Source organism: Novosphingobium taihuense (genome assembly GCF_007830315.1).
Taxonomy (GTDB): Bacteria; Pseudomonadota; Alphaproteobacteria; order Sphingomonadales; family Sphingomonadaceae; genus Novosphingobium; species Novosphingobium taihuense.
In genome coordinates, this window is the sequence record NZ_VLKJ01000014.1 from 36,927 (window position 1) to 61,933 (window position 25,007).

At 64.3% G+C, this 25,007-nt stretch carries 27 protein-coding genes; 12 read left to right on the forward strand and 15 right to left on the reverse strand.

What is annotated here, in order from left to right:
- The first annotated feature begins 32 nt into the window (after nt 1-32).
- Nucleotides 33-1,112, forward strand: coding sequence for a lysozyme inhibitor LprI family protein (locus tag IQ25_RS18945; RefSeq protein ID WP_144907848.1), 1,080 nt, complete (start codon nt 33-35; stop codon nt 1,110-1,112).
- Nucleotide 1,113: 1 nt separating this feature from the next.
- Here IQ25_RS18945 and IQ25_RS18950 read toward each other — a convergent pair whose 3' ends face one another.
- The 3 genes from IQ25_RS18950 to IQ25_RS18960 are packed head-to-tail and all read right to left on the reverse strand — an operon-like array spanning nt 1,114 to nt 3,383.
- Nucleotides 1,114-1,569 (reverse strand): nuclear transport factor 2 family protein, encoded by a 456-nt coding sequence (locus tag IQ25_RS18950; protein WP_144907849.1) that lies wholly within the window; start codon nt 1,567-1,569, stop codon nt 1,114-1,116.
- A gap of 59 nt (nt 1,570-1,628) precedes the next feature.
- Nucleotides 1,629-2,144 carry a hypothetical protein gene (locus IQ25_RS18955; RefSeq protein WP_144907850.1) on the reverse strand — a complete coding sequence of 172 codons (516 nt, stop codon included), beginning with the start codon at nt 2,142-2,144 and terminating at the stop codon, nt 1,629-1,631.
- A gap of 24 nt (nt 2,145-2,168) precedes the next feature.
- On the reverse strand, nt 2,169-3,383 hold the full coding sequence (locus tag IQ25_RS18960; protein ID WP_407070608.1) for a cation:proton antiporter: 1,215 nt from the start codon (nt 3,381-3,383) through the stop codon (nt 2,169-2,171).
- Between the two features lie 292 nt (nt 3,384-3,675).
- Between IQ25_RS18960 and IQ25_RS18965 the strand changes: the two genes are divergently transcribed.
- A complete protein-coding gene (locus IQ25_RS18965) occupies nt 3,676-3,948 on the forward strand; it encodes a hypothetical protein (RefSeq protein WP_144907851.1) in 273 nt (90 codons plus the stop codon).
- A 109-nt stretch (nt 3,949-4,057) separates the two neighbouring features.
- Here IQ25_RS18965 and metH read toward each other — a convergent pair whose 3' ends face one another.
- Genes metH through IQ25_RS18985 form a run of 4 tightly spaced genes read right to left on the reverse strand, consistent with a single transcriptional unit; the run spans nt 4,058 to nt 9,703 of the window.
- Nucleotides 4,058-6,694: a methionine synthase gene (metH, locus tag IQ25_RS18970; protein WP_144907852.1), complete on the reverse strand. Its 2,637-nt coding sequence runs from the start codon at nt 6,692-6,694 to the stop codon at nt 4,058-4,060.
- Nucleotides 6,695-6,699: 5 nt separating this feature from the next.
- The gene (locus IQ25_RS18975; protein ID WP_144907853.1) at nt 6,700-7,761 is read right to left on the reverse strand and encodes a homocysteine S-methyltransferase family protein; all 1,062 of its coding nucleotides are present in this window, start codon (nt 7,759-7,761) and stop codon (nt 6,700-6,702) included.
- Nucleotides 7,758-8,699: a methylenetetrahydrofolate reductase [NAD(P)H] gene (metF, locus tag IQ25_RS18980; RefSeq protein ID WP_144907854.1), complete on the reverse strand. Its 942-nt coding sequence runs from the start codon at nt 8,697-8,699 to the stop codon at nt 7,758-7,760. The genes IQ25_RS18975 and metF overlap by 4 nt, the downstream gene beginning before the upstream one ends.
- The gene (locus IQ25_RS18985; RefSeq protein ID WP_246415841.1) at nt 8,696-9,703 is read right to left on the reverse strand and encodes an ArsR/SmtB family transcription factor; all 1,008 of its coding nucleotides are present in this window, start codon (nt 9,701-9,703) and stop codon (nt 8,696-8,698) included. The genes metF and IQ25_RS18985 overlap by 4 nt, the downstream gene beginning before the upstream one ends.
- A 215-nt stretch (nt 9,704-9,918) precedes the next feature.
- On the opposite strand from IQ25_RS18985, the gene IQ25_RS18990 reads away from it, so the two are divergent.
- Both IQ25_RS18990 and IQ25_RS18995 read left to right on the forward strand, forming a co-directional pair.
- Nucleotides 9,919-10,227, forward strand: a complete 309-nt coding sequence (locus IQ25_RS18990; RefSeq protein ID WP_144907856.1) for a hypothetical protein — start codon at nt 9,919-9,921, stop codon at nt 10,225-10,227.
- Between the two features lie 72 nt (nt 10,228-10,299).
- Complete coding sequence (locus tag IQ25_RS18995; RefSeq protein WP_246415843.1) at nt 10,300-10,518, forward strand: hypothetical protein; 219 nt, start codon at nt 10,300-10,302, stop codon at nt 10,516-10,518.
- Here IQ25_RS18995 and IQ25_RS19000 read toward each other — a convergent pair.
- Nucleotides 10,488-10,748 carry a ribbon-helix-helix domain-containing protein gene (locus tag IQ25_RS19000; protein WP_144907857.1) on the reverse strand — a complete coding sequence of 87 codons (261 nt, stop codon included), beginning with the start codon at nt 10,746-10,748 and terminating at the stop codon, nt 10,488-10,490. The two genes, IQ25_RS18995 and IQ25_RS19000, sit on opposite strands and share 31 nt — an antisense overlap.
- A 25-nt stretch (nt 10,749-10,773) precedes the next feature.
- Between IQ25_RS19000 and IQ25_RS19005 the strand changes: the two genes are divergently transcribed.
- Nucleotides 10,774-11,577, forward strand: coding sequence for a helix-turn-helix domain-containing protein (locus IQ25_RS19005; protein ID WP_144907858.1), 804 nt, complete (start codon nt 10,774-10,776; stop codon nt 11,575-11,577).
- A gap of 50 nt (nt 11,578-11,627) precedes the next feature.
- Here the strand turns inward: IQ25_RS19005 and phbB are convergent, their stop codons facing one another.
- Together phbB and IQ25_RS19015 are read right to left on the reverse strand one after the other, a co-directional pair.
- Nucleotides 11,628-12,350, reverse strand: a complete 723-nt coding sequence (gene phbB, locus IQ25_RS19010; protein WP_144907859.1) for an acetoacetyl-CoA reductase — start codon at nt 12,348-12,350, stop codon at nt 11,628-11,630.
- Nucleotides 12,351-12,494: 144 nt separating this feature from the next.
- On the reverse strand, nt 12,495-13,247 hold the full coding sequence (locus IQ25_RS19015) for a hypothetical protein (RefSeq protein ID WP_144907860.1): 753 nt from the start codon (nt 13,245-13,247) through the stop codon (nt 12,495-12,497).
- Nucleotides 13,248-13,796: 549 nt separating this feature from the next.
- Between IQ25_RS19015 and IQ25_RS19020 the strand changes: the two genes are divergently transcribed.
- The 4 genes from IQ25_RS19020 (at nt 13,797) to holA (ending at nt 18,342) form a co-directional block, all read left to right on the forward strand.
- The gene (locus IQ25_RS19020) at nt 13,797-14,204 is read left to right on the forward strand and encodes a DUF3576 domain-containing protein (protein ID WP_221236808.1); all 408 of its coding nucleotides are present in this window, start codon (nt 13,797-13,799) and stop codon (nt 14,202-14,204) included.
- Between the two features lie 54 nt (nt 14,205-14,258).
- Nucleotides 14,259-16,793, forward strand: coding sequence for a leucine--tRNA ligase (gene leuS, locus IQ25_RS19025; protein WP_144907862.1), 2,535 nt, complete (start codon nt 14,259-14,261; stop codon nt 16,791-16,793).
- Between the two features lie 73 nt (nt 16,794-16,866).
- Nucleotides 16,867-17,298, forward strand: coding sequence for an LPS assembly lipoprotein LptE (gene lptE, locus IQ25_RS19030; RefSeq protein WP_181447287.1), 432 nt, complete (start codon nt 16,867-16,869; stop codon nt 17,296-17,298).
- A 21-nt stretch (nt 17,299-17,319) separates the two neighbouring features.
- Nucleotides 17,320-18,342 carry a DNA polymerase III subunit delta gene (gene holA / locus IQ25_RS19035; RefSeq protein ID WP_144907864.1) on the forward strand — a complete coding sequence of 341 codons (1,023 nt, stop codon included), beginning with the start codon at nt 17,320-17,322 and terminating at the stop codon, nt 18,340-18,342.
- Between the two features lie 4 nt (nt 18,343-18,346).
- Here holA and IQ25_RS19040 read toward each other — a convergent pair whose 3' ends face one another.
- Nucleotides 18,347-19,588, reverse strand: coding sequence for a nucleotidyltransferase domain-containing protein (locus IQ25_RS19040; RefSeq protein WP_158637799.1), 1,242 nt, complete (start codon nt 19,586-19,588; stop codon nt 18,347-18,349).
- Nucleotides 19,575-21,233 carry an ATP-binding cassette domain-containing protein gene (locus IQ25_RS19045; protein WP_158637800.1) on the reverse strand — a complete coding sequence of 553 codons (1,659 nt, stop codon included), beginning with the start codon at nt 21,231-21,233 and terminating at the stop codon, nt 19,575-19,577. Before IQ25_RS19045 ends, IQ25_RS19040 begins: the two co-directional genes overlap by 14 nt.
- Between IQ25_RS19045 and IQ25_RS21100 the strand changes: the two genes are divergently transcribed.
- Together IQ25_RS21100 and IQ25_RS19050 are read left to right on the forward strand one after the other, a co-directional pair.
- Complete coding sequence (locus IQ25_RS21100; protein ID WP_158637801.1) at nt 21,232-21,645, forward strand: hypothetical protein; 414 nt, start codon at nt 21,232-21,234, stop codon at nt 21,643-21,645. The genes IQ25_RS19045 and IQ25_RS21100 overlap by 2 nt on opposite strands.
- Nucleotides 21,642-22,349: a hypothetical protein gene (locus IQ25_RS19050; RefSeq protein ID WP_144907867.1), complete on the forward strand. Its 708-nt coding sequence runs from the start codon at nt 21,642-21,644 to the stop codon at nt 22,347-22,349. Before IQ25_RS21100 ends, IQ25_RS19050 begins: the two co-directional genes overlap by 4 nt.
- A 6-nt stretch (nt 22,350-22,355) precedes the next feature.
- On the opposite strand, the gene IQ25_RS19055 is transcribed toward IQ25_RS19050, so the two are convergent.
- From IQ25_RS19055 to IQ25_RS19065, 3 genes are read right to left on the reverse strand one after another with little or no spacing between them, the layout of a single operon-like run.
- Nucleotides 22,356-22,919 carry an LptA/OstA family protein gene (locus tag IQ25_RS19055; RefSeq protein WP_144907875.1) on the reverse strand — a complete coding sequence of 188 codons (564 nt, stop codon included), beginning with the start codon at nt 22,917-22,919 and terminating at the stop codon, nt 22,356-22,358.
- Between the two features lie 2 nt (nt 22,920-22,921).
- Entirely contained in the window at nt 22,922-23,566 is a 645-nt protein-coding gene (gene lptC / locus IQ25_RS19060) for an LPS export ABC transporter periplasmic protein LptC (RefSeq protein ID WP_144907868.1), read from the reverse strand.
- A 24-nt stretch (nt 23,567-23,590) separates the two neighbouring features.
- Nucleotides 23,591-24,208, reverse strand: coding sequence for a ribonuclease D (locus IQ25_RS19065; RefSeq protein ID WP_144907869.1), 618 nt, complete (start codon nt 24,206-24,208; stop codon nt 23,591-23,593).
- 260 nt (nt 24,209-24,468) lie between these two features.
- Between IQ25_RS19065 and cysD the strand changes: the two genes are divergently transcribed.
- Nucleotides 24,469-25,007: sulfate adenylyltransferase subunit CysD (gene cysD / locus IQ25_RS19070; protein WP_258537074.1), on the forward strand; the 539-nt coding region annotated here is incomplete at its 3' end.

A 25,007-nucleotide genomic window follows, 5' to 3' on the forward strand; every position in this document is an offset into this window, starting at 1 on the left:
TATGCGATGCGATTTCGTATGGAAGGCGGGTCATGATGCGCGGACTTGTGGTGCTTTGCGTTGCCGTTTTGCTGGGGCTTCTGCCCGGCAGGGCCTTTGCGCAAAGCTTCGATTGCGCAAAGGCCCAAACGGTCGTCGACAAGGCGATCTGCGCTGATGCCGCGGTGGCGCGGGAAGACGCGGACATGGCGCGGCTCTATGCTGCCGCCGGGACCAGCGCTTGGGGCAAGGGGCGCAGCAACCAGGTGGCGGCCCAGCGCGAATGGATTGCCGACCGGAATACCTGCGGCCATCTCGACGGGAAGGATGCCACACCGCTCGGCGGGTGCCTGCTCTTGGCCTATCAGCAGCGTAACCGCGATCTGGCGGTGGCACTGCTGTTTACCGACCGCGCGCTGGCTCTGCAGGTGCTGCGGCGGGTCGATCCCGAGGGCGCTGGCCTGTACGAGGCGATCGCGCTCTATGTGGACCGGGGGCGAGGCTGGGACCGAGCGGTGACCGGACTGATCACACCATACTGGAAACGGCTGCAGAGCGGCGAGAGCGCCTCCTATGGCCGCGACATCGTGGCCTATACGATGCGCGGGCCGCAGGACGTGATCCGCTCGGACGAAGACTTCGGCGCATTTGCCTATATTGTTTCGGCATACTTCGGCGGTGTTGGCGGCACGGTGGGAGCGCCCTTCCCCTGCGGCGCGCTGGTCCGTCGCCCCGGCCTGCTTTCAGCGGTCATGCCAAGATTCGGCAGTACGCTCGACAGCTTCGCCTTCTATACGGACTGCGGCAGTACGCAGCCGCCACAGCCGAGGTTCGATGCCTTTCTGGATAGTCTGACGCAGGTCGATCCGGATTGCGAGGAAGGCACGATCCGCTTTGCCATGTACAAATCCGCCGCGCTCGATCCGACATCGGCAGGCCTCGGGCTTCCCTTGCCGCAGGGCCAGTTCAAAGGCCGCCCGCAGAGCATCAAGCCAACGCTTGTGTCAGCCGCCATTGCGGAACTGGCGGACCAGTACTGGCGCTATGCCGGGCTGAACAGGGCCGAGGCGGACAAGCGCGCGCGCGGTTGGATCGCGCGCCTTTTGCGGGCGAAGCAGACCTGCGGGGAGTAGGTCAGCCGACGATCACATGCAGTCGGCTGATGCGGCTGGTGACGATTTTCCAGCCGTCGGTCTCCTTGCGGTAGGTTTCGTGGTAGTGGCCCATGCCGTGGAGGAAGGGGTTGCCTTCGGCGTCCCAGATCTGGTCCTCCATCGCGATCACGCCACGTGCCTCGGTTTCGGATAGCAGTTCGATCTCGTGGCAGTGGCCGTGGTGGACGGTGCGCAAGGCATCCACGGCAGCTTCGACGAAAGCCGCGATCTGGTCGCCGCCAGCGTACATCCAGTTCTCCGCATCCTCTGCCGGTTCGATGGAGAGCGAGCAGGTGGCGTCGAACACGGCGTCGTCGGCAAAGACCTTGCGCAGGCCGGCGTAGTCCTTGGTGTCCATACAGCGGAAATAACGCGCTTTGAGCTGCTTGATCTCCTCGATGGCGATCAGGCGGGTCATGGGGTCGATTGCGGACATGCGGGGCCTCTCCAGTTCTTTCGCCGGAAGAGAGAGGACTTCGCCTGGCCGCGCCACTCTTATTTTTGCGAGACTTCAGCCTTGGTCAGCTCAGCCAACCATTGCGGCTGCTGGCCAGTGCGCGCCCAGTCTATGCCCCAGATAAATATGAATGCCAGTGCGGCGAAGGCCAGCATGGCCGTAAAAAGCCAGTAGCCGGGGCCATAGGCGGTGACGCGCTGGGGGTCGGCGCGGTCGTACCAGATGCGGAACACGCCCGTTGGCTTCCATGACCGCTGGACCTGTCGGCCGACCATGGCGTGGATGCGCTGGCCATCGGGCGTTTCGAACACCACCTCGTCCTCGATCCAGCGAGAGCCCTCGCCATCGCGGATATCGAAGCCGCGCAGTGTGCCGATCGACATATCCGGGTGGAAGAAATCGTCCAGGCGTTCGAGATCGCTGTACCCGCCGCGCCAGACATGGGCGACTGCTACCTGCCAGCCGCTCAGCAGCGTGGCGCAGCGATAGAGGCACCAGCACAGGCCAAGCACCAGCCCGGCCACGCCCGCCATGATCAGGTCGACGGCTTCCATGCCGCCGGGTTTACCGTGCTGGCGTTAATGGACCGTTGGCTTGACCAGCGCCTTGAGCTTCGGAGTGACCATCGGCACGGTCAGCATCGTGCTCATCACCGCCATGAGCAGAAGCGCGGTAAAGGTCTCGTTGGTGACGATGCCCTTGTCGAGCAGGACGTTGACGAAGATGATCATGATCAGCGCCTTGGTCTGGAGCAGCCAGCCGACGATCGAAGCCTCTCCCTTTGCCCAGCCGAGCAGGCGTCCGGCGATGCGCACGCCTGCAAGCTTGCCGGCAACCGAAGCGACAAGGAACAGGAACGCCGCACCGAACACGGCAAGGCCGCCGACGTCCCACTTGGTGCGCAGGCCCGTCGAGAGAAAGAACACGGGCATTACGGCAAGCAGGAGGAACTGGCGGAACCCGTCGAGCCGTTCGCGCGTGAACCAGTGGGCATCGAGCACGGCTCCGGCAAGGAATGCGCCGACCATGTAGTGCAGGCCGCACCAGTCCGCCGCGAAGCCGACCATGGCGAGCCAGATCAGCGAGACGTACCAGCGGTCGTTCTCCGAAAGGCGACGGAACAGTGCCCGTACGGCCCACGAGGCCAAGGCGAACCCGATAAGGAAGATGCCCTGCCGCCCGACACGCTCCCAATCGACGAGGATCAGGGCAAGCACGCCCCAGATCGCGATGTCATCGAGACTGGCGTAGCGCAGGATGCGCTGGCCCAATGGTTCGCGGAAAATGCCGAGCTTTTCCATCAGCAGCACGAGGATCGGCAGGGCGGTGACCGCGCAGGCCATTCCGATGCCGAGGACGACCTGCGGGTAGCTGCCCTTGGGGCCGATCCAGCCGGGCGTCTGCAGCAGAAGTGCTGCGGCCGCAGCGCCGAACAGAAGCGGTGTGATTAAGGCCCCTGCCGCGGTAATCGCGGTTTCGCGGCGATTGGCCCATGCATCGGTCAGGTCAAGCTCAAGACCGGCGGCAAAGACGAACATCATCACCGCCCACCACGCGATGCCGTTCAACGAGCCGATGACCTGCGGGTTGAACACGAAGGCGTAGTATTCGGGGAAAGCCGCGCCGAGCACGCCGGGGCCCAGCAATATGCCACCGATGATCTGCACGACGACCAGCGGGGCCCAGTAATCGGTGCGGAGCAGCCGCCAGGCCAGATAGGGCACGGCGAGGATGATCGTCAGCGCGATCAGGAAAATCTCGGTCGTGCCCATGGCGGGCGCTGGCGGCGTCATTGGAAAATCCCCCGAAGTGCCGACGTCTATGCAAGTGCGCGACGGCTTGTCCAATCGATCCGAAAGGCCATAGCCGCAACCATGTCCGGGGCCAATCCGCCCGCCCTGCACAAGGTGCTGATGCGCAGTGAGAAATACGAATCCATGCGCCTTTCCGGGCCAAGGAATGAGTTACCGCTTAACCATCCCGATGCTCCGGCAAGGTGCGCGGCGCGCGGTTAAGCGCGAATTCGGGCGCGGCTGACAGCTTGTTCCTCATGGCGGGAGGGTCCGCCGGGACAGGAGATCTGCGATGGGCTTCGAGATGCGAGACAGCTTCGTCCGCCGCGAGGAATGCAAGGCGGCGTGGGAAAGCGAGGTGGAATTTGCCGAGATGGCGCGGGTGCTGAAAGCTCTGGCGGTGGAGCTTGGTCAGGACACCGACGCCGCGCTTGGCGAGCTGGCCGCGCATGGCCTTGGCGCAGCACTCGGCGTGCTGGCGGGGCAAGCGGAGGTATCGGGCGTGGAGGCCGATTATCTCAGGCGGCGTGCGCTGTCGCGGGTGGAGGCGAGCCGGTTGCAGTAGAATGACTGCTTCACGCTGCGCCCCCGCGAAAGCGGGGGCCTCCATCGGTTTATGGAAGGTTCTGTAACAACACCGAGGTCCCCGCCTGCGCGGGGACGCAGGTCTTGTTTCAATCCAGATTTGGCCGCAGCCAGCGCTCCATTATCGGAAGGTCAAATCCGCGCCGTCCGGCGTAGTCCTCTAGCTGGTCGCGTCCGATGGTGGCGACGCCGAAGTACTGGCTTTCGGGGTGGGCGAAATAGAAGCCCGAGACGGCCGAGGTGGGCAACATTGCCTGCGATTCGGTCAGCGTGATGCCAGCCGTGTTGGTGGCGTCGAGCAGATCGAACAGGATCGGCTTGAGGGTGTGGTCCGGGCAGGCCGGATAGCCCGGCGCTGGCCGGATGCCGCGATATTGTTCGCGGATCAGCGCCTCGTTGGTCAGCTGCTCACCCGGAGCATAAGCCCAGAGCGTGGTGCGGACGTACTGGTGCAGGCGCTCGGCAAAGGCTTCGGCGAAGCGGTCGGCCAAGGCCTTCAGCAGGATGTCCGAGTAGTCATCGTGATCTGCCTTGAAGCGTGCCAGATGCTCGTCGATGCCGTGGATGCCAACCGCGAAGCCGCCGATCCAGTCGCCCGCCGGATCGATGAAATCCGCCAGGCAGAAGTTCGCGCGGCCACGGCTCTTGATGAACTGCTGGCGCAGGAACGGCAGGCGCACCGAAAGCTCGTCGTCGTTCGGGTGCAGGATCACGTCGTCACCGTGCCGTGCGCAGGGCCAGAACTGGGCGACACCCTTGGCCGTCAGCCACTTCTCGGCGATGATCCTGTCGAGCATTGCGCGGGCATCGGCATACAGATTGCGGGCGCTTTCTCCGATGACCGCATCATCCAGAATGCCGGGCCACGTCCCCGCCAGCTCCCATGAACGGAAGAACGGCGTCCAGTCGAAGCATTCGACCAGATCGGCGAGATCCCAGTCCTCGAACACGTGGCGACCGGGCTGCTCTGGCGGCGGGGCCTTTTCCGAGAAGTCGGGCGCGAAGGCATTGAGGCGCGCGTCTTCAAGGCTGAGCAGCTTGGACGCGCCCTTGCCTGCACGGGCATCGCGCACGTGCTGGTAATCGGCAGCAGTCGCCTTGATGAAGCCTTGCGCCTGCGTGTCGGACAAGAGTTGCGAAGCGACGCCGACCGCGCGGCTGGCGTCTAGCACGTGGACGACCGGGCCGTCATAGGCCGGATCGATGCGCAGCGCGGTGTGGACCTTGCTGGTCGTCGCCCCACCGATCAGCAGCGGAATGATCATGCCCGCACGCTGCATTTCCTCGGCCACGGTGACCATCTCGTCGAGCGAGGGGGTGATCAGGCCGGACAGGCCGATCATATCGACCTGTTCCTTCTGCGCCACGTCGAGGATCGTCGCCCATGGCACCATCACGCCAAGGTCGAGCACTTCATAGCCATTGCACTGGAGGACGACGCCTACGATGTTCTTGCCGATGTCGTGAACGTCACCCTTGACGGTGGCCATGATGATCCGGCCCTTCGCCTTGGCGCCTTCTTCCTTCTCCGCTTCGATGAAGGGGATGAGGTGGGCGACGGCCTTCTTCATCACGCGGGCGGATTTCACCACCTGCGGGAGGAACATCTTGCCCGAGCCGAACAGGTCGCCGACCGTGTTCATGCCTTCCATCAGCGGGCCTTCGATCACTTCGATCGGCCTGCCGCCGCGCGCGGCGATGGCGGCACGGGCTTCCTCGGTATCATCGACGACATAGGCGTCGATGCCCTTGACGAGGGCATGTTCAAGGCGGCGCACAACGTCCCAGCCGCGCCATTCCTCGGCGGCCTTCTCGGCGACGGTGTCCTTGCCCTTGTAGCTCTCGGCCAACTCGATCAGGCGCTCGGTCGCGGTCTTGCCGTCATCGGCGGCAGGCTTGCGGTTGAGGACGACGTCCTCGCAGGCCTCGCGCAGCACGGGATCGATCTGGTCATAGATGTCGAGCTGACCGGCGTTGACGATCGCCATGTCCATGCCCGCCGGAATCGCGTGGTAGAGGAACACCGAATGCATCGCGCGACGCACGATCTCGTTGCCACGGAAGCTGAATGACAGGTTGGACAGGCCGCCCGAAATGTGGACGTGCGGGCAGCGCGCCTTGATCTCGCGCGTGGCTTCGATGAAGTCGAGCCCGTAGTTGTCATGCTCCTCGATGCCGGTGGCGACGGCAAAGACGTTGGGATCGAAGATGATGTCTTCGGGCGGGAAGCCGATGCCGGTGAGCAGCTTGTAGGCGCGCTCGCAGATTTCGACCTTTCGCTCCTTGGTGTCGGCCTGGCCCTTTTCGTCAAAGGCCATGACGACGACGGCGGCGCCATAGTCCATGCACAGGCGGGCGTGGTGCAGGAAGGCTTCTTCACCCTCCTTCATCGAGATCGAGTTGACGATGGGCTTGCCCGAAACGCATTTCAGGCCGGCCTCGATCACGTCCCACTTGGAACTGTCGATCATCACCGGCACGCGGGCAATGTCCGGCTCGGCGGCGATCAGCTTGAGGAACGTGGTCATCGCCTCAAGCGCGTCGAGCAGGCCCTCGTCCATGTTGACGTCGATCACCTGCGCGCCGTTCTCGACCTGCTGGCGCGCGACTTCGACCGCCTTGGCGTAATCGCCCGCAAGGATCAGCTTCTTGAACGCGGCAGAGCCGGTGACGTTGGTGCGTTCGCCGACGTTGACGAAACGCGATCCGGTGGGGGTACTGGTCATGAAAATCAGGCAGCCATGATGAAAGGTTCGAGCCCGGCGAGGCGGGTAGCGGTTTCGGGGACGGCCATCCTGCGAGGGGGCAGCGCCTTCACCGCCTGCGCCATCGCCGCGATATGTGCAGGCGTGGAGCCGCAGCAGCCGCCGAGCACGTTTACCTGCCCGTGGTCGGCCCATTCCTTGACGAGGCCCGCGGTGGTCTGTGGCATCTCGTCATATTCGCCCAGTTCGTTGGGCAGGCCTGCGTTGGGATAGACCATGATCAGCGTGTCGGCGATTTCCGACAGCGCCTTAACGTGCGGGCGCAGCTGAGTGGCGCCGAACGAGCAGTTCAGGCCGACAGTCAGCGGCTTGGCATGGCGGATCGCGTACCAGAACGCTTCGACCGTGTGGCCCGAGAGATTGCGTCCCGAAAGGTCGGTCAGCGTCATCGACATCATGATCGGGATTTCGCGGCCGAGTTCCTTTTCGACCTTGCGGACCGACATGACGCCCGCCTTGGCGTTGAGCGTGTCGAACACGGTCTCGATCAGGATGAAGTCCGCACCACCTTCGACAAGGGCGTGGACCTGCTCGGCATAGACATCGACGAGATGGTCCCAGTCGATTTCGCGAAAGCCGGGATCGTTGACGTCCGGGCTGAGTGAGAGGGTCTTGTTGGTTGGGCCGATGGCACCGGCAACGAAGCGGGGGCGGCCATCCTTGGCGGTGAATTCATCCGCCACGCGGCGAGCCAGCTTTGCCGATTCCACGTTGATTTCACGCACGAGGTGTTCGGCGGCGTAGTCGGCCTGGCTGATGCGGTTGGCGCTGAAGGTGTTGGTTTCGGCGATGTCGGCACCGGCCTCGAAATAGGCGCGATGTATCGATTCCGGGACTTCGGGCTTGGTCAGCGCGAGGATGTCGTTGTTGCCCTTCTGGTCCTTGGCAAGGCCCAGCGTTCCGGCATAGTCGGATTCGGACAGCTTGAAGTTCTGGATCTCGGTGCCGAACGCGCCATCGGTGATGAGGATGCGCTGCGCAGCCTGTTCAAGGAAGGCGGTGCGAGCTGTGGATGGGGCGAGTGTCACGCGGCTTTCTCCAGCGCCGGGGCCTTGGGGCGAAGGCCAAGCAGGTGGCAGATCGCGTAGGACAGTTCGGCGCGGTTGAGGGTGTAGAAGTGGAAATCGCGCACGCCACCGGCATAGAGGCGGCGGCAGAACTCGGCGGCGATGGTCGCGGCGACAAGCTGGCGCGACGCGGGATGCGTGTCGAGCCCTTCGAACAGTCCGTCCATCCACGCGGGGATCGCGGCACCGCAGGCGGCGGCGAACTTGCGCGTCTGGGCAACGTTCGAGACGGGCAGGATGCCGGGGAGGACCGGGGCGTCGATGCCAGCAGCCGCCAGCTTGTCGCGGAAACGGAAGAAGGTTTCGGGTTCGAAGAAGAACTGGCTGATGGCGCGGGTGGCGCCGGCATCGAGCTTGCGCTTGAGGTTGTCGACATCGGCTTGGCTGCTCGGCGAATCCGGGTGGGATTCAGGATAGGCCGCGACCGAGATTTCGAACGGGGCGATCTCTTTGAGTCCCGCAACCAGCTCGGCGGCATTGGCATAGCCATCGGGATGCGGGGTGAAGGGCACGCCCGGTGCGCCCATGTCACCACGCAGCGCGACGATGTGGCGCGCGCCCGCTTCCCAGTAGCTTTCGGCCACCTCGCGAATTTCGGCCTTGGTGGCGTCGACGCAGGTGAGGTGTGCGGCAGCGGGAAGCTTCGCCTCCCTGATGATCCGCGCGACAGTGCCGTGGGTGCGATCGCGGGTGGAGCCACCTGCACCATATGTGACTGACACGAACTTCGGCTGCAGTGGCCCCAGCGTTTCGACCACGTCCCACAATTGCGCCATCAGGGCGTCGGTCTTGGGAGGGAAGAATTCGAACGACACGTTGATGTCACCCGGCAGCCCGGCGAAAAGCGGGGTGTCGAGCGCGGTGCGCGCTTCGCGAAGTTGATCGTAGCTGGTATTCATTGGGCTTTCCGGCTTTGCCGTGGTTCAAGTTGCGCCACGCTGTCTTCCCGGCGCACGCCGGTCCACAGCTTGACGACGAGTTCATGGCCCGCAAGCGCACGGGTTTCGTGGGGCACGAAACCGGCATCGCGCAGCATTGCCTCGATCTGGGCATCCGAGAAGCCGAGGCGGGCGTGGGCGTGGGTCTGGCGCAGGTCTTCGCGATCGTGCGCGGCGAAATCGACGATGGCGATGCGACCGCCGGGTGCGGTGACGCGGGCAGCACCTGCCAGCACGGCTTCGGGCGCCTGAGCGTAGTGCAGCACCTGATGGAACAGCACGGTATCGAACGAGCGCGCGGCAAACGGGATCTGCGCGAAATCGCCCTGCACCAGCTCGACGCTGTCGGCGCGCAAGTGCTGGAGCCGGGCGCGGGCAATGCGCAGCATGTCGGGGCTCTTGTCGAAGGCGACGACGCGTGCGGCATGGGGGGCGAGAAGTTCTGCAATGCGGCCGGTGCCGGTGCCGACGTCGAGCATGCGGCCGAGCCCGGCGTCACCCGCAAGGCCAAGCAGCATCTCGGTCAGCGCAGCTTCCACCGGCCCATCCTCGATATGGAGCGAGCGCAATTCGTCCCACTCTTCGGCGTGGCGGGAGAACCAATCTAGCGCGTGCGATTCGCGCGAGGAGCGGATGGCATCCAGATGCTGGCGGTCTTCGGCACAGCGGCGGCCGAAGGCGGTGTCTTCCTGTTCGGCGATGGCCAGCAGGCGGGCGATCGCTGCGGCCAGAGGATTGTCCGATCCTTCCGAAACCGAACTGCGCAGGAACACCCACGCGCCTTCCTTGCGGCGTTCAGCAAGGCCGGAATCGCACAGGATCTTGATATGACGCGATACGCGCGGCTGGCTCTGCCCCAGCACTTGCGCGACTTCGCCCACCGCCAGCTCCATGCTGGCGAGGAGGCGCAGGATGCGCAGGCGCGTCGGATCGTCTAGCGCGCGAATGGCGTCATGTATGGCCATGCGGAAAGGCATATAAAGAAACCTTTATGCGTGTCAACGGATATAAGGAATTCGTTATATCAATTGTTACGGTTCGTCGAAAACCTGCCAAGGATGCATTTGCCTTAGCTTGTGCCCACCGATAGAACATCCCCGCGATGCTCCACGCGCCGCCCCGCCAAGGGCGACATCGGCTGGCACGGCGGAGCGATGACCAGCCCAAGAGAGGGAATTCGATGAAGAAGTACGCAAGCCTCGCGATCGTCGCCGCTGCAGCGCTGGCCCTGTCGGCCTGCGGCAAGTCCGACGATGCTTCGGAAGCGGCCGCAGAAGACACCGTCGAAATGCCGGCGGACGAGCTTCCGGCGATGGAACCTTCGGCTGCAGCCGCACCGATGGCGCCTGAAGCCGACGCCTCTTCGGCAGCCGATGCCGAGGCGAATGCCGTGCGTGACGCAGCCAACAACGCCGCGGCTGTAGCCGCTGCAGCCCAGGCTGCCGATGCCGAAGGCGGTGACCAGCCGTCGGCGCCGCCTGCCCAGTAACGACCTGACAGGTTGACGGCCGGTTGCGGAAATTCGCGCCGGCCGCCGCCTGCCCATCCGGATTTAGCCCCGATGCCCTCGCCCCGCCCCTTCCGCATTATCGCCATGGCAGCGCTGCTTGGCATGATGGCTGCCTGCGGATCGAGCGAGGAGGAAAAGCCGGGCGGCGTCACGCAGGACGAGGCCAAGGCACTCGATGCTGCGGCAGACATGCTCGACAAGCGCGAACTGCCTGCACTCCCCGAAGCTACCGTTCCCGCTCAGGAAGCGCCAGCGCCCTCGGCGTCCTGATCGCGCAGCTGCGCAACCAGCCAAAGCCTGACCGCACCTGCCAGCCCCGGCGGCGTCTGGCTGACGATTCGCTCGGCATCAATCCTTGCCACGAGCGCATTGACTGGCACTCCTTCGGCCAGCGCCGCATCGCGCAGCATATCCCAGAACAGCGGCTCGAGACTGATCGAGGTCTTGTGCCCTGCGATCTCTACCGAACGCTTGACCGGAGGGTGATAGGGCGTGGGCATCTGCCGGGGATACGAATTATTGGGGGTGGCTCGCAAGCTGCATCGCTTCTACTCCCGCCAGATGATTTCCGGCTACGCGGCACTGACCGAGAAGGAAAAGGAGACGTTGCGCCTTCTGCTGGGCGGGCACGACGCCAAGTCCATTGCGCGGCACCTTGGCCTGTCGGTACACACCATCCACGAACGTCTGCGCGACGCGCGGCGCAAGCTGGGCACGGCCAGCAGCCGCGAGGCAGCGCGACTTATCCAGCAAATCGAAGCGCAAGACCCCGAATTGTTGGGGGACAAGCCTTTCGGGGATGCCGCTACGCTTCATGCGGTCCATCAGGTCGGGCAGCCAGACCGGATCGGTACAACCTCGCGCCGCCGCAGCTGGATCATTGGAGGCCTTGCCATGACCATAAGCCTTGCCATGCTCGCCCTTGCGGCACTTTCTGGCACAAACCAGACACCTGCTGCATCGACGGACCGCACTGCGGCCGTCGTCCCGACCATGGCCAGCGAGCAGGCAGCAGTCGAGGCCGCCCGATCCTTTCTCATCTTGCTCGATCGCGATGACTGGCCCGCCAGCTGGCAAGCCACCCACAAGTCGTTTCAGTTGCTCAACACCGTAGAGTGGTGGGCAACGGCTTCCGAAGGCGTTCGTGAAAGGGTGGGCAAGCCGATCAGGCGCGAACTGGGCAAAGCCGACTTCACCCCGGCGCCACCGAACGGATATTGGACCGTCACGTTCAAGGCCCGCTACAGCAAGGCGGGAGACGTGACCGAAACTGTCCAGCTTGCGTCGCAGGACGGCGGCTGGAAAGTGGCAAGCATTGCGGTGGAATGATCCGATGCCGTGGCTCCGTTCCAGTTGCGGAACGGAGCCACGGCACAAATTCAATACATGTGCTGGCCGCCGTTGAGCGACATGGTCGAGCCGGTGACGAAGCCGCCTTCATCAGCGGTGAGGAAAGCCACCCCGCGAGCGATCTCTTCGGCGTGACCAAGGCGGCCGACGGGGATCTTGGCGACGATCTTTTCCAAAACCGCAGGCGGAACTGCAGCAACCATGTCGGTGTCGATATAGCCGGGCGCAATGGCGTTGACGGTGACGCCGTACTTGGCGCCTTCCTGCGCCAGCGCCTTGGTGAAGCCGTGAATGCCCGATTTGGCGGCGGCATAGTTGACCTGACCGTACTGACCGGCCTGACCGTTGATCGAGCCGATGTTGACGATGCGACCCCAGCCGCGCTCGCGCATGCCGGGGAAGGTGGCCTTGGCCATGTTGAAGCAACCGCCGAGGTTGATTCGCATCACTTCGTTCCAGTCGTCGAAGCTCATCTTGTGCAACACGCCGTCGCGGGTGATGCCCGCGTTGTTCACGACGATGTCGATCTCGCCCACCTCGGCGGCGATGCGCGCGCAGCCATCGATCGTGGCCTGATGATCGCCAACGTCGAAGCGGTAGGCGGGAATGCCGGTTTCGGCGGTGAAGGCGCGGGCCTTTTCTTCATTGCCGGCATAATTGGCGACGACCGTGCGGCCCTGCGCCTTGAGTGCCATGCAGATTGCCTGGCCGATACCGCGCGTACCGCCGGTAACCACTGCAACTCGCGACATGCTTAAACCTCCCTGTGTTCCCTCTCGGGACTACGGTAGGTTCATGACGGAGATGCGACAAGCTGCCGAATACGTAAATCCGGCGAAAGTATGATACTGCATGCTGCAGAAATGCTGCAGCAATGAAGCCAACTTTTTGCGAAATCAGAAGCGGAACTGGGTTCCGACGTAGACGGCCTGGTTGTCCTGCTTGCCATCGGTCAGCGGACGGAGGCGGTCACGCTCGGGCGAGTAACGTACGCCGGCAGTGACATTGAGGTTGCGGGTCAGGCGATAGCTGCCGCCGAGATCAAGCTGGTAATCGCCCTGACCTTCGAGGGTGCGCGGCGCACGACCTGCATTATCACGGCCCTCAGCTTCGATGCGCGGCGCGAAGCGGCTGGGCGTGGAAGCCGGAGTGGTTGCCTTGAACTTGGCAAGATCGGGCATGTCGATCCGCTGGAGATCGCGCAGGCCTGCCGAACCTGCGGAGGGGACAGCAGCTGCAAAGCTGGAGTAACCGCGGGCAAGGCCGAGGTTGAACGCCATCGGCGCGATGCGGACCGGCGAAGCACCCGACTGACCGGCATCGCCCATGGCGCTGCGAACAGCGAAGGCTTGCGTATTGAGTGCATCGACGCGAACCGCCACGGTGACCGAGCGCGTCGGCCGGGTTTCGGTTCCGGCGGGCGTGAAGCGGAACAGCTTGCCGTTCTTGAGCGCGCGCACCGTGATCTGTGCGGCCAGGCGCTCATCAACCGAAGCGGGCGTGAACGAGCCGATACCACCGCGTGCGGCAAGGCTTACCGGGCCCATGCCGAACCCGCTGGAAAATGCAGACGTTACTGTTGGCGAAAGGGCGAGGCCGAGCACGACCGCGACGCCGACTGTCAACGGCGCACGCAGGCGACGACGCAATGCGCCTTTTCCTGCAGATGTCTTGCCGTTGCCAATCATGGTACTTCCGCTTCTACCCCAACCCGGGCCGTTTGACGCCCTATCTTATAAGCTGATCGATTGTGGCTGAATGAACGAAAAGTAAGCAAAGCTTACGATGCGACTCCGGCCAGTCCCCCGATCAGTGCTTTCAATACGGCTGACGGGCAGAAGTTTCCAGCCCTGCACCACATCCTTGTCGGTGGAAGTTACGTATCCCGCGCGAGTGTGACAGAATCTCCACAGGTAATCGTTCTGGCGCAAAAAACAGGTAGCGCAGTGATAACTGACATTCAGCCCGCGTTCACCGGCTTCGCGTCCATTTGCGGCCAGCGTTCATCACGCTTGCCGCATGGCGCGCGGCGGTGATAGAGGCCTTTTTGACAACGTGCGCTTACGGGCGTGCAAACCTGCGGCAAAGGACGGACCGGCAACGCCCGGACAGTGCCATCCGCAAGCAAGGACTGTTTCGTAGTGATCAAGACCGCCAAGACCGCACGCAATACCCGCCAGCTCATCGTGCGCGGCATCATGATCGGGACCTTGGCCGTCCTTGCCACCGGCTGCGGCAAGAAGGAGCGTCCCAAGGCAGACCTCGCCGCCAGCCAGGTTACCACGATCGGCGTCAATGCCTATTTGTGGCGCGCCACGCTCGACGCGCTGTCGTTCATGCCGCTGCTGCAGACCGACAGCAATGGCGGCGTGATCGTGACCGACTGGTACGCCAACCCCAAGAATCCGGGCGAGCGCGTGAAGGTCACCGTCTCGATCGTTGACCAGGACCTGCGCGCCGACGCCCTGCGCGTTGCCGCTAGCCGCCAGGTCTCGCAGAACGGCCAATGGGTCGATGCTCCGGTTCAGGCCGCCACGGTACAGAAGCTGGAAGACATCATCCTGACCAAGGCCCGCGACCTGCGCAGGGCTGCAATCGCAGGCTAAGTCCCGCAAAGGCGAATCTTGCACGAGTCGGCTGCGCTCCCTAGAGGAGCGCGCATGACCGAGAACACTGCTCCCGAACGCTTCGACCCTTCCATCGCCGACACCCGCTGGCAGCAGGTGTGGGACGAGCAGCAGTCGTTCCGGGCGGACGATTCGAGCGCCAAGCCGCGCAGCTACGTCCTTGAGATGTTCCCCTATCCCTCAGGGCGCATCCACATCGGCCACGTGCGCAACTACACCATGGGCGACGTCCTGGCGCGCTACAAGCGCATGCGCGGGTTCGAAGTGCTTCACCCGATGGGCTGGGACGCCTTCGGCATGCCGGCGGAAAACGCCGCAATGGAAAAGGGCGTCCACCCCGGCGGCTGGACCCGCGACAACATCGCCAACATGAAGGCGCAGCTCAAGCGCCTCGGGTTCGCGCTCGACTGGAGCCGCGAGATTGCGACCTGCGAGCCGGAGTACTACGGCCAGGAGCAGTCGCTGTTCCTCGACCTCTATGCTGCAGGCCTCGTCTATCGCAAGGAATCGACGGTCAACTGGGACCCGGTGGACCACACCGTGCTGGCCAACGAACAGGTGATCGACGGGCGTGGCTGGCGTTCCGGTGCGCTGGTCGAGAAGCGCAAGCTGAACCAGTGGTTCCTCAAGATCACCGACTTTGCCGAAGAGTTGCTCGAAGGCCTCTCCACGCTCGACAAGTGGCCCGAGAAGGTCCGCGTGATGCAGGAGAACTGGATCGGCAAGAGCCAGGGCCTGCAATTTGCCTTCACGCTGTCCACCGGCGAAAAGCTGGAAGTCTACACCACCCGGCCCGACACGATCTTCGGCGCGAGCTTCGTGGCCGTCGCAGCCGATCACCCGGTGGCGCAGGGCGTCGCGGCGACTTCGGTTGAGGCGCAGGACTTCATCGCCCTTTGCAAGAAGGGCGGCACCACAGCGGCCGAGCTGGAAACAGCGGAGAAGCTGGGTTTCGACACCGGCATCACGGCAAAGCACCCGTTCACCGGGGCCGACCTGCCCGTCTACATCGCCAACTTCGTGCTGATGGAATATGGCACGGGCGCGATCATGGCCGTGCCGGGGCATGACCAGCGCGACTTCGACTTCGCCACCAAGTATGGCCTGCCGATCCTGCGCGTGGTCGCCGCCGATCCGGTCGATGCGGACAAGCCCTTTGCGGGCGAGGCCGAGGCCGGAGACGGCGTGCTGGTGAACAGCGATTTCCTCAACGGCATGGCTGTGGCCGATGCCAAGGCGGCAGTCATCGGCCGCGCGCAAGGTGAAGGCTGGGGCGAAGGCAAGACCGTCTGGCGCCTGCGCGACTGGGGCGTTTCGCGCCAGCGCTATTGGGGCACGCCGATCCCGTTCGTGCACTGCGAAGTCTGCGGCGTGGTGCCTGTGCCGAAGAAGCAGCTGCCGGTGAAGCTGCCCGAGGACGTGACCTTCGATGTCCCCGGCAACCCGCTCGACCGGCACCCGACGTGGAAGCATGTCGATTGCCCGCAGTGTGGCCACCCCGCGCGGCGCGAGACCGACACGCTCGACACCTTCGTCGACAGCTCGTGGTACTTCCTGCGCTTTGCCAGCCAGCCCGATGACCGCCCGTTCGATCCCGAAGCGATCAAGCGCTGGCTGCCGGTGGAGCAGTACATCGGCGGAATCGAGCACGCGATCCTGCACCTGCTCTACGCACGCTTCTGGACCCGTGCGCTCGCCCGCATCGGCAAGGTCGAGGTCAAGGAACCGTTCGGCAGCCTGTTCACGCAAGGCATGGTCACGCACGAGACCTACGAGCGGAAGAATCCGGAGAACGGCCAGCCGATCTTCTTCAGCCCTTCAGACGTCGAGCGCACAGGCGAGGGCGCCACGCTCAAGGCCGATGGCGCGCCGGTCGAGATCGGCCGTGTGATCAAGATGTCCAAGTCCAAGAAGAACGTGGTGGACCCGGACGAGATCGTCGCGAAGTACGGCGCCGATGCGATCCGCTGGTTCATGCTGTCGGACTCTCCGCCCGAGCGCGACCTGCCGTGGTCAGAAGCCGGGATCGAAGGCTGCGCTCGCTTCGTGCAGCGGCTGTGGCGCCTGTTTGGACAGTACGATGCTGCTGCTACCGGCGAGGACAAGGCGCTGGATCGCAAGGCGCACCAGACTGTCGATCTCGTAGCCTCGGACATCGAAGCGCTGGGCTTCAACAAGGCCGTGGCACGGATCTACGAACTGACCGGCGCGATCGAGAAGGCCGCGCCCTCGGCCAGCCGCTCTGCAGCGATCCAGAAGGTTCTGCTGCTAGTCGGCCCGATGATGCCGCACCTCGCCGAAGAAGCCTACGCACGCTTCGGCAGCGGGCTGGTTGCCGATGCCGCATGGCCGGAAATCGATCCGGCGCTTCTGGTCGATGACGAAGTGACCGTCGCGGTGCAGGTCAAGGGCAAGCTGCGCGATACGCTGACCGTGGCCAAGGGAACGCCCAAGGAAGAGCTTGAACGCCTTGCCCTCGCTTCCGAGAAAGTGCAGCGTGCACTTGAAGGGGCGGAAGTGAAGAAGGTGATCGTCGTGCCCGACCGTCTGGTGAATCTTGTCGCATAAGCGCCTGCTGCTCCTCGCTGCACCTCTTGCGTTGCTGGCTCCACTTGGGTTGGCAGGTTGTGGGCTGCAGCCGATGTATGCCGGCGGTGGGAGCGGCGAACTGGCGCGCTCGCTCTCGCAGGTCAGCATTTCGCCGATCGAGGGGCAGTCGGGTTGGCTGGTGCGCAATGCGCTGACCGACAGGCTGGGCGCAGGGAAAACCGGCGATGCTGCGCGCTACAGGCTCGATGTCCGGCTGGATGACCGGGTCGAAGGCCTCGGCCAGCTTTCCAACGATGCGATCACGCGCGAACGCCGCACGCTGCGCGCCCGTTACCAGCTGGTCGATACGCAGAACGGGTCGGTGCTGCTCGATGCGACCGCAGGGTCCGACGCCGGGTTCGACGTGGTCAACAGCGAGTATGCGGTGATCGCGGCCGAGCAGACCGCGCTCGAGAACCTGTCGCAGGAAGTGGCCGACCAGATCGTCACGCGCGTGTCGGTACGCTTGCGCCAGAAGCCATGAGCATATCGCGGTGACGGCTGCATGAAGGTCACCCAGAAGAACTTCGCTGCCAGCACCGCCCGCGCGGTAAAGGACTGCCGCGTCTTCTACTTCTGCGGCCCTGACGAATCAGGCGCGAGCGATGCAGCGACCAAGATCGCCGCGATGTTTGGCGATGCCGAGAAGATCGACCTGAGCGGCGCTGAACTGCGGCGCGATCCGGTGCGTCTTGCCGACGAGGCGCGCTCGGTCTCGCTCTTTGGCGACAAGCGGGTGATCCACGTCCGCGCCACTGGTGACGATGCCCACGATGCGGTCGAGACATTGCTGCAGAGCCCGGTCGATGGCTGGCCAGTGATCATCGTCGCGACGTCTGCCACCGACAAGTCGCGCATTGCAAAGCTGCTCGAAAACCGCGCCGATGCACTGGTCGGGATGTTTCATCCGCCCGACCTCAAGGCCGTGGCAGGCGCGGTGCGGATGATGGCCGACGGCATGGGTCTGCGCATGACCGACGAGCTGGCCGAGCGGATCGCACGCTCGACGGCGCTCGACACGCGGATGGCGCGAAGCGAGATCGAGAAGCTGGTGCTCTACCTCGACGCCAGCCCGCAGGCACCGCGCCCGGTATCTGCCGCCGACCTCGATGAAATCTGCGCAGTCAGCGAGGACGACGGGATGATGCCGCTGGTCAATGCGGTCCTCAGCGGCGATTCGCGACGCATTCCTTCCGAGCTATCCCGCATGCGCGAACAGGGCATCAACCCGGTCGGCCTCGTGCTCGCACTGGAGCGGCGGGCGGGCCAGCTGGTGCAACTGGCCGGGCGGCTGGGCGAGCGTGGCGACGTCAACGCCTTCATGCAGCAGGAAAGCGATGCCCGCCGAGTGTTCTTCCGCGACCGTGCTGATCTGACGCAGCAGTTGAAGCGCTGGCGCGGTGCGAGACTCGTGCGACTGTGCGAGCGCCTGGTCCTGCTGCACCGGACACTGATTGCCGACAACCGGAACGGCGAACTGGCGCTTGCCCAAGGCCTCGCGGAGATCGCACGCGCCGCGGCAAGATGAGGCGTCATCTCGAGACGGGCTGGCCGAGCCACCGCACCATGTCGGCTTCGCGCCGCGCCGCATTCAGCGTCACCTCGTTGGTAGACACGGCGAGGAAACGACGGCCTTTCTGCACCAGCCAGACCGGATAGCACAGCCAGCGGCGCAACTGGTCCGGACGGCAGCCGCCAATCTTGGCAAGCTGGTGGGGATCGGGCTTCAACGCACGGATCAGGGCTGCGCGCCAGCCGGTCTCTCCGGTGTTCTGCACATCGAGGCGGCGCATCAGCTTGTTCTGTTCTGACTGCTCGCGATCCTGCAGCATGGCAGATCTGGCCGCCGCGAGGTTGGCCGCACCAACGTAAGCCAAGTCAACGAACCGTTCCGGCATCCATCGCCCGCCAAGCTGCCAGGCGACCGTCGCCACAAGCCTGAGCGCGCGCGCGAGCCCCATGCGTTCTGCCTCGGCTTCGAGCCAATCCCAGTCCAGATTCCTCCTGCACGCGAGGAAATGCAGGTCGGCAAGGACCAGCGGACCGTTTTCGAATGCATGATGCAGCGTGGCGTGTTCGAGCAGGTGCAGGAAGTTGGCGCGCGGCGAAGGCACCGGCACACCGATGCCCATGATCGGAAGGGCGACGGGCTCGGCACGGATCAGTTCCACCAGCATCGGCTCCTGCGCCCAGTTGCGGGCGTTGACGCGGTGATGGATTTCGATGGTCAGGTCGAAATCGATGTCCTGGATCTCGGGCAACTGGTGTCCGAATTCCAGGCCATAGCTGCCAGCCCATGTCGCGATGCGGTAATGCGCATTGCCGACCAGAAGCGCCTGCGCCTGCGCGGCCTCATCGGCTGAAAGCAGCAGATCGACATCGCGCAAGGGGCGCAGCGCCGGATCGGGATAGATTCCATGCGCAAGGCCGAAACCCTTCAGCAGGATCGGATGAAATCCGCCCTCGGCCAACACGCCGATCAGGCGCTTGACCGCGGCCATCTGCTTGAGAGCGTAGAGCGAGTGCCATTGCCGGGCCGATTCGAGCTTCGCCGCCGCTTCAGACGGCAGCAGCTTGCGCGCGTCTGCGATGCCCACGGCACGAAGGACAAGCGCGCAAAGGCGTTTGTCCTCGGCCATCTGCGCAAGACTGTTCCAGCCATCGGCATCGACCTGACGGATCAGAGCGCCATGATCCGCATCGGGCGCCGCACAGATGCGCAGCAGGAGTTCCTCGTGCACCGCCAGATCGGAATGGTTGTCAGGAACCTGCATGCTCTCCCAGATCAACGATTTGATCGGCAAGTTCAAGGAGCGCCGTGCGATGGCCGAGGATGAGGATCGTGCAGGCGCCGCGCAGATCCCGCACCGTCTGCATGACGGCGTTCTCGTTGCTGCCATCGAGAGCCGCAGTGACTTCGTCGAGAATCAGCAATTCCGGTTTTCTGAGAAGCGCCCGGGCCAGGGCAAGGCGTTGCCTTTCGCCTCCGGAGAACTGACGCCCCGCCTCGCCCACACGGGTGTCGAGACCTGCGGGAAGATCGAAAACGAACTGGGCGGAGGCCCGCTCGAGCGCGTTCGTCATCGCTGCGCGAATCGCGTTGCTGTCGCCTTCAGCCTGCCCCCAGGCGAGGTTCTGCGCGATCGTGCCGTCGAACAGGTAGGGCACCTGCTCGACATAGGCGACGCGGCGGCGCCAGCGGATGCGCGCCGCCCCTTCGAGCGGCTCGCCATCGATAAGGATCTGCCCCGTATCGGGTGAGATCAGGCCGCCGAGCATGTCGGCAAGGCTGCTCTTGCCCACGCCCGATGGGCCGCAGATCGCAACGACGCTGCCGGCCGCAATCGCCAGATCGAAATCGCGGAAGACCGGCTTCTCACGCCCCTCGTAGGCAAGGCCCACGCCCTTGAGGTCAAGCGACTGTTTCAGATGCAGGGGCTCGCCGCCGTCATCGACCGGTTCGCGATGGACCGAGGCTTCGCTGACAAGATCGAGCAAACCGGAAAGCGCCGGCGCGTTGAAGCTCCAGCGACGCAGGCTGCCCTGCAGGCCGGTCACGACAGGGACAATACGGACCATGATCGCCAGCACGGGAACGAGGATTCCGATCGGCAGATGCAAGACGACGAACGCAAGATAGATCAACCCGCCCAGCATCGCCGCGGCGACTGTCTGGAACACGACGTGAGCCTGCGCGACCGAGCGATGGTATCGCATCTGCGCGTCTTCGACACTGCGCGCCGTCTCGCCGAACTGCTGCGCCAGCGCCGGTTCGGCGCCGCTGATCCGCGCTGCCCGAAAGTGGAAGAGGCCGCTCGAGACCTGTTCGTGCAGCGCCTCGTAGACTTCGGCCAGATATTCGCCGTCGCTGTTCCTGCGAGAGCGCATCACGATCAGCACAAGGGCCACGATTGCTGCAGCCAGGACGGCCAGCGATGTCAGTTGCCACGATATCGCAAAAGCCGCCGCGAGCAGCATGACGAGCGTGATCACGCCCGTCGCCACCGAAAGCATGCTTTCGCCAAGGCCACCGACGCGATCGGCTTCTCCGACAAGCTTTGCTGCGTGCGCGGAAGTGCTCTGGGCGCTCAACCAGCGCCACTCGGCCGAGAGGACGGCCCCCTGCGCTTCGATGCGGATGGACCTCGTCAAGGCGTTACCCAGCCGCGCCTGCTGATCGAGCACGAGGTAGACGATCAGCGAACGCAAGCCGACCAGCACCGTCACTGCAGCCAGAAGCAGCCCCACCGGCAGGCCCGCCAGCGGGGTGAGCCACATGGCCATCGAGGACGGTGCCTGTTCCCCTGCGACGATCGCGGTGATCGGGACGAGCAGGAGGAGGCCGACGCCCTCGGTGAGACTGGAGGCCAGCATCAGGCTGCCGAGAAGGGCAAGCCTCCTGCCGCCGACCATGCCCATGACGGCACCGATCGTGGCGAGAGGCGGCCACCCTGATCGCCTTACGTCAGGCATTGCGGCCTTCGGCGAAGCGGATGAAGCGCGCCGTCGAAAGGCCACGCGTCACGGCAGAAACGATGCGCGCCGAATCGCGCCGCTCGGGACGATCCTCACCATCCCAGTCGCTGAGGTCGGCGATCAATCGCGGAAAATCGAAAACTGCGGCAATGCGTTCGTCGCGAGCCAGCGATTCCAGTTCGCGGAGGATATGCTCGCGGTCCCGCTGCAGTCTTTGCTCGACTATCCCTTGCGCAACCAGACCATGCTGTGCCTCGCAGCCTTCGCCGTCGTCCTTCTCGCCACCGCACGCCGGGCCGATGCCGAGGAACCGGCACCCTCTGGCAAGGTCAACAGCCGGGAGCAGAGGCCGTGAAGCGGATAGTATGGACAGCTTTTCTGGCAGTCGTCGCCGTCTTCGCTTGCGGCGCGCAGCTTGACCGCGCAGCGCGTCGGCAGCCTGCGCTCGTCTCGGTCGTGCCAGCACCCTTCCGCAACTTCGCGCAGGAAAGCGTGACGTTGGCAACAGTGCGCTCGGCCGAGCCATCGGTCGCTCTTGCCGAAGCCCGCCTGCTTGTCTCGCGCAGCCCGGCTCCTGCTGAGCATCTGACGCTCCTGGCCATTGCCGAGGAGCGGAGCGGTGACCGTGCAGACAGCGCCCGCCTCATCCAGCGGGCAGCGCAACGCGGCTGGCGTGACCCGATTGCGCAGCAGGCCATGTTCGACATTGCCCTTGGCGCTGGCGACCAGGTCGAGGCATCGCGTCGGCTGGCCGCGCTTTGGGCGCTTCAGGAAGAGCAGGCTCCGCTCAAGGACATGGGTCAGCGGCTGATGGCCCGGCCTGAAGGGCGCAAGGCACTGGCCGATGCGCTGGTGGCCGGTGGAAACTGGACAATTCCGTTTCTGCGCAGCGTCGCAGCCGAACCGACCGCCGATGCATTGGAAACGGTCGAGCTTGCCCTGCGCAACGGAGCAATGTTCGATTGCAAGGTCGCCCCGCAACTCAAGGCGATCTACAAGGCAAAGGCCGCCAAAAAAGACGGTGCCCTGTTCGACAGGTGCACTCGCAAACGGGCCTGACGCGCTTCAGTTCTTCGCGTTGCGAACGTTGAAGGTTCCGGTCACGCGGCCGCCCTTGCCGCCTGCCGCGCCGCCGCCACTGCGCCCGTCCACGCTCGACAGGCCCGAATCGAGATCAATCACCAGCCGCCCTCCGTTGAGCGTATCGCCATTGCGGCGCAGGGCCACGTTGCCGGTCATGGTGATCACGTTGCGATTGAAGTCATAGACCGCGACATCACCCCTGGCGCTTTCACCGCCACGATTGACCTGGACGCCGCCCGTGGCGTCGATCCGCTCGATCTGGATGTCGCCCGTATTGCTATAGGCCACGGTGGTCCGCGCCGCCTGCATGCGCAGGTCCGACTGATTGATGTCGACATTGCCCGAAAGCACCACGCGCTTGGCCTTGTCCTGCACCTCGATACGGTCGGCAGCGTAGTTCACCGGTGCCTTGCTGTCGTGCCCGGCGATGCCCTGCGCCGAAAGGTGCTGCGCCCCGGCGATAAGCGCGGCTGAACCGGCAAAGCCGATCGCCCCCCATCGCAGAGGGCGGGCTGAGCGGATGATATCGAGCGTGGTGCGGTTCATGGTCATGGCATCTGCATCCTGCCCGGCACCATGCGGAGGCGGGCGTTTCCATCAAGCGTTACGGTCCGCTCCGACAGGTCGGCACTTATCCGGTCGGCAGAGAATGTTCCAGCCGGAATGCGTCCTTCGACAGGGCCCCGGCTTTTCAGCATCTTGCCGCCGAGGTCGATGTCGACGTTGGTCGCCGTCATCCGGTAGCCGTCGGAGGTCTGAAAATTGATCGGCCCGACGATGTCGACGATCTCCTTGCCGAAATCGTAGTCGCCCTTGCCTGCCGTGAGCAATGCCGGGCCATCATCGAGCATGATCCGTGCGGTCAACTGGTCGAGCTGGATCAGCGGACGGGTCTTGCTGTGCTGCACGGCAGAGCCCGCCGTGATCGAGAAATTGCGCCCGTCATCGTCCTGCCCGCGATACATCGCGCTCGAAACCTGCATCCGCTCGTTCAGCACGGCGACCTTGCGCCGGTCGAGCAGGAAGCTGATCTCACCGCGTGGGGAAATCGGCGCGATGATCATCACCGCCAGCAATCCGCCCACCAAAGCGGGCAGTGCACGCGCGAGGAAATGCACCAGCCGGTCGTGAAAGCCACCGGGCGCGGCAAAGCCACGACGCCGGGTACGGATCATGTCGGCCTGGACGGTCATCGCGTTCGCTTGCCTGTCTCCGCCTTACTCGTGGCTGAAGATGTCGCGCTCGGCCCAACCGGCAAGATCGAGCCTTGCCCGCATCGGCAGGAAATCAAAGCAGGCCTGCGCTATCGCGGTGCGGCCTTCGCGTTCCAGCCGCTCGACCAGAATTGTGTGCATCGCGTGGAGGTGGCGCACATCGGATGCGGCATATTCCTGTTGCGCATCGCTGAGGACCGGACCGCCCCAATCACTCGACTGCTGCTGCTTGGAGATTTCCTTGCCGAGCAGCTCGCGCACGAGATCCTTGAGGCCGTGGCGGTCGGTATAGGTGCGAACCAGCTTCGAGGCGATCTTGGTGCAGAACACGGGTGCGGCGACTACACCGAGATAGTGTTCGATCGCAGCGAGATCAAAACGGGCGAAGTGGTACAGCTTGATCCGCGCAGGATCGGCGAGGACCGCCTTCAGGTTCGGCGCGGCAAAGCTGCTGCCGGGCGAGAAGCGAACGAGGTGTTCGTCCCCCCGGCCATCGGAAATCTGGACCACGCAGAGCCGATCACGCGGCGTGATCAAGCCCATGGTCTCGGTATCGACAGCAACGGGACCCGGCGCGAGCACGCCCTCGGGAAGGTCTTCTTCGTGGAAATAAACGGCCATCCCTGTCGCTTAGGCGGTTGGACAATCGCTCGCAAGCTTTCAGTCCCTCGGCGCGTCTCGCCGAATGCATCCACCGGGTATCCATAGCTGGAGTTGTCCGCGCAAAAGCAATGCCTTCGCCCCATGCTCCCAAATGGGAGAACACCCGTGCTTGCGAATCGCGCAAAGGGACGCAACGCAATTACGGAGCGAAAGCCGTGGCATTGGACAAGCAGACCCTGACGCATCTCGAGCGACTTGAGTCCGAGGCGATTCACATCATGCGCGAGGTGGTGGCCGAGGCGACCAATCCGGTGATGCTCTATTCCGTGGGCAAGGACAGCGCGGTGATGCTGCACCTTGCGCGCAAGGCCTTCTATCCCTCGCCGCCGCCGTTCCCGCTGCTGCACGTCGATACGACGTGGAAGTTCCAGGACATGTACGCGCTGCGCGACAAGATGGCGACCGAGAGCGGCATGGATCTGCTCATCTATCAGAACCCGGAAGCTGCCGAGAAGAACATCAACCCGTTCGACCACGGCTCGCTCCACACAGACATGTGGAAGACCGAGGGGCTCAAGCAGGCATTGGACAAGTACGGCTTCGATGCGGCCTTTGGCGGTGCGCGGCGTGACGAGGAGAAGAGCCGCGCCAAGGAGCGCATCTTCTCGTTCCGCACCGCTTCGCACGGCTGGGACCCGAAGAACCAGCGCCCGGAGCTGTGGAACCTCTACAACGCCCGCAAGAACAAGGGCGAGTCCATCCGCGTCTTCCCGATCAGCAACTGGACCGAGCTCGACATCTGGCAGTACATCCACCT

Coding starts and splice junctions, on each gene's coding strand:
- IQ25_RS19000 (WP_144907857.1), bottom strand. CDS start 10,748: ATGCCCACGCCCTATCACCCTCCGGTCAAGCGTTCGGTAGAGATCGCA.
- IQ25_RS18945 (WP_144907848.1), top strand. CDS start 33: ATGATGCGCGGACTTGTGGTGCTTTGCGTTGCCGTTTTGCTGGGGCTT.
- lptC (WP_144907868.1), bottom strand. CDS start 23,566: ATGACCGTCCAGGCCGACATGATCCGTACCCGGCGTCGTGGCTTTGCC.
- IQ25_RS19040 (WP_158637799.1), bottom strand. CDS start 19,588: ATGCAGGTTCCTGACAACCATTCCGATCTGGCGGTGCACGAGGAACTC.
- holA (WP_144907864.1), top strand. CDS start 17,320: ATGAAGGTCACCCAGAAGAACTTCGCTGCCAGCACCGCCCGCGCGGTA.
- IQ25_RS19065 (WP_144907869.1), bottom strand. CDS start 24,208: ATGGCCGTTTATTTCCACGAAGAAGACCTTCCCGAGGGCGTGCTCGCG.
- phbB (WP_144907859.1), bottom strand. CDS start 12,350: ATGTCGCGAGTTGCAGTGGTTACCGGCGGTACGCGCGGTATCGGCCAG.
- metF (WP_144907854.1), bottom strand. CDS start 8,699: ATGAATACCAGCTACGATCAACTTCGCGAAGCGCGCACCGCGCTCGAC.
- IQ25_RS18990 (WP_144907856.1), top strand. CDS start 9,919: ATGAAGAAGTACGCAAGCCTCGCGATCGTCGCCGCTGCAGCGCTGGCC.
- IQ25_RS18995 (WP_246415843.1), top strand. CDS start 10,300: ATGCCCTCGCCCCGCCCCTTCCGCATTATCGCCATGGCAGCGCTGCTT.
- IQ25_RS18960 (WP_407070608.1), bottom strand. CDS start 3,383: ATGACGCCGCCAGCGCCCGCCATGGGCACGACCGAGATTTTCCTGATC.
- IQ25_RS19045 (WP_158637800.1), bottom strand. CDS start 21,233: ATGGGCATGGTCGGCGGCAGGAGGCTTGCCCTTCTCGGCAGCCTGATG.
- IQ25_RS19055 (WP_144907875.1), bottom strand. CDS start 22,919: ATGAACCGCACCACGCTCGATATCATCCGCTCAGCCCGCCCTCTGCGA.
- IQ25_RS18985 (WP_246415841.1), bottom strand. CDS start 9,703: ATGGCCATACATGACGCCATTCGCGCGCTAGACGATCCGACGCGCCTG.
- IQ25_RS21100 (WP_158637801.1), top strand. CDS start 21,232: ATGACGGCACCGATCGTGGCGAGAGGCGGCCACCCTGATCGCCTTACG.
- IQ25_RS18965 (WP_144907851.1), top strand. CDS start 3,676: ATGGGCTTCGAGATGCGAGACAGCTTCGTCCGCCGCGAGGAATGCAAG.
- IQ25_RS18950 (WP_144907849.1), bottom strand. CDS start 1,569: ATGTCCGCAATCGACCCCATGACCCGCCTGATCGCCATCGAGGAGATC.
- metH (WP_144907852.1), bottom strand. CDS start 6,694: ATGACCAGTACCCCCACCGGATCGCGTTTCGTCAACGTCGGCGAACGC.
- leuS (WP_144907862.1), top strand. CDS start 14,259: ATGACCGAGAACACTGCTCCCGAACGCTTCGACCCTTCCATCGCCGAC.
- IQ25_RS18955 (WP_144907850.1), bottom strand. CDS start 2,144: ATGGAAGCCGTCGACCTGATCATGGCGGGCGTGGCCGGGCTGGTGCTT.
- IQ25_RS19020 (WP_221236808.1), top strand. CDS start 13,797: ATGATCGGGACCTTGGCCGTCCTTGCCACCGGCTGCGGCAAGAAGGAG.
- lptE (WP_181447287.1), top strand. CDS start 16,867: ATGTATGCCGGCGGTGGGAGCGGCGAACTGGCGCGCTCGCTCTCGCAG.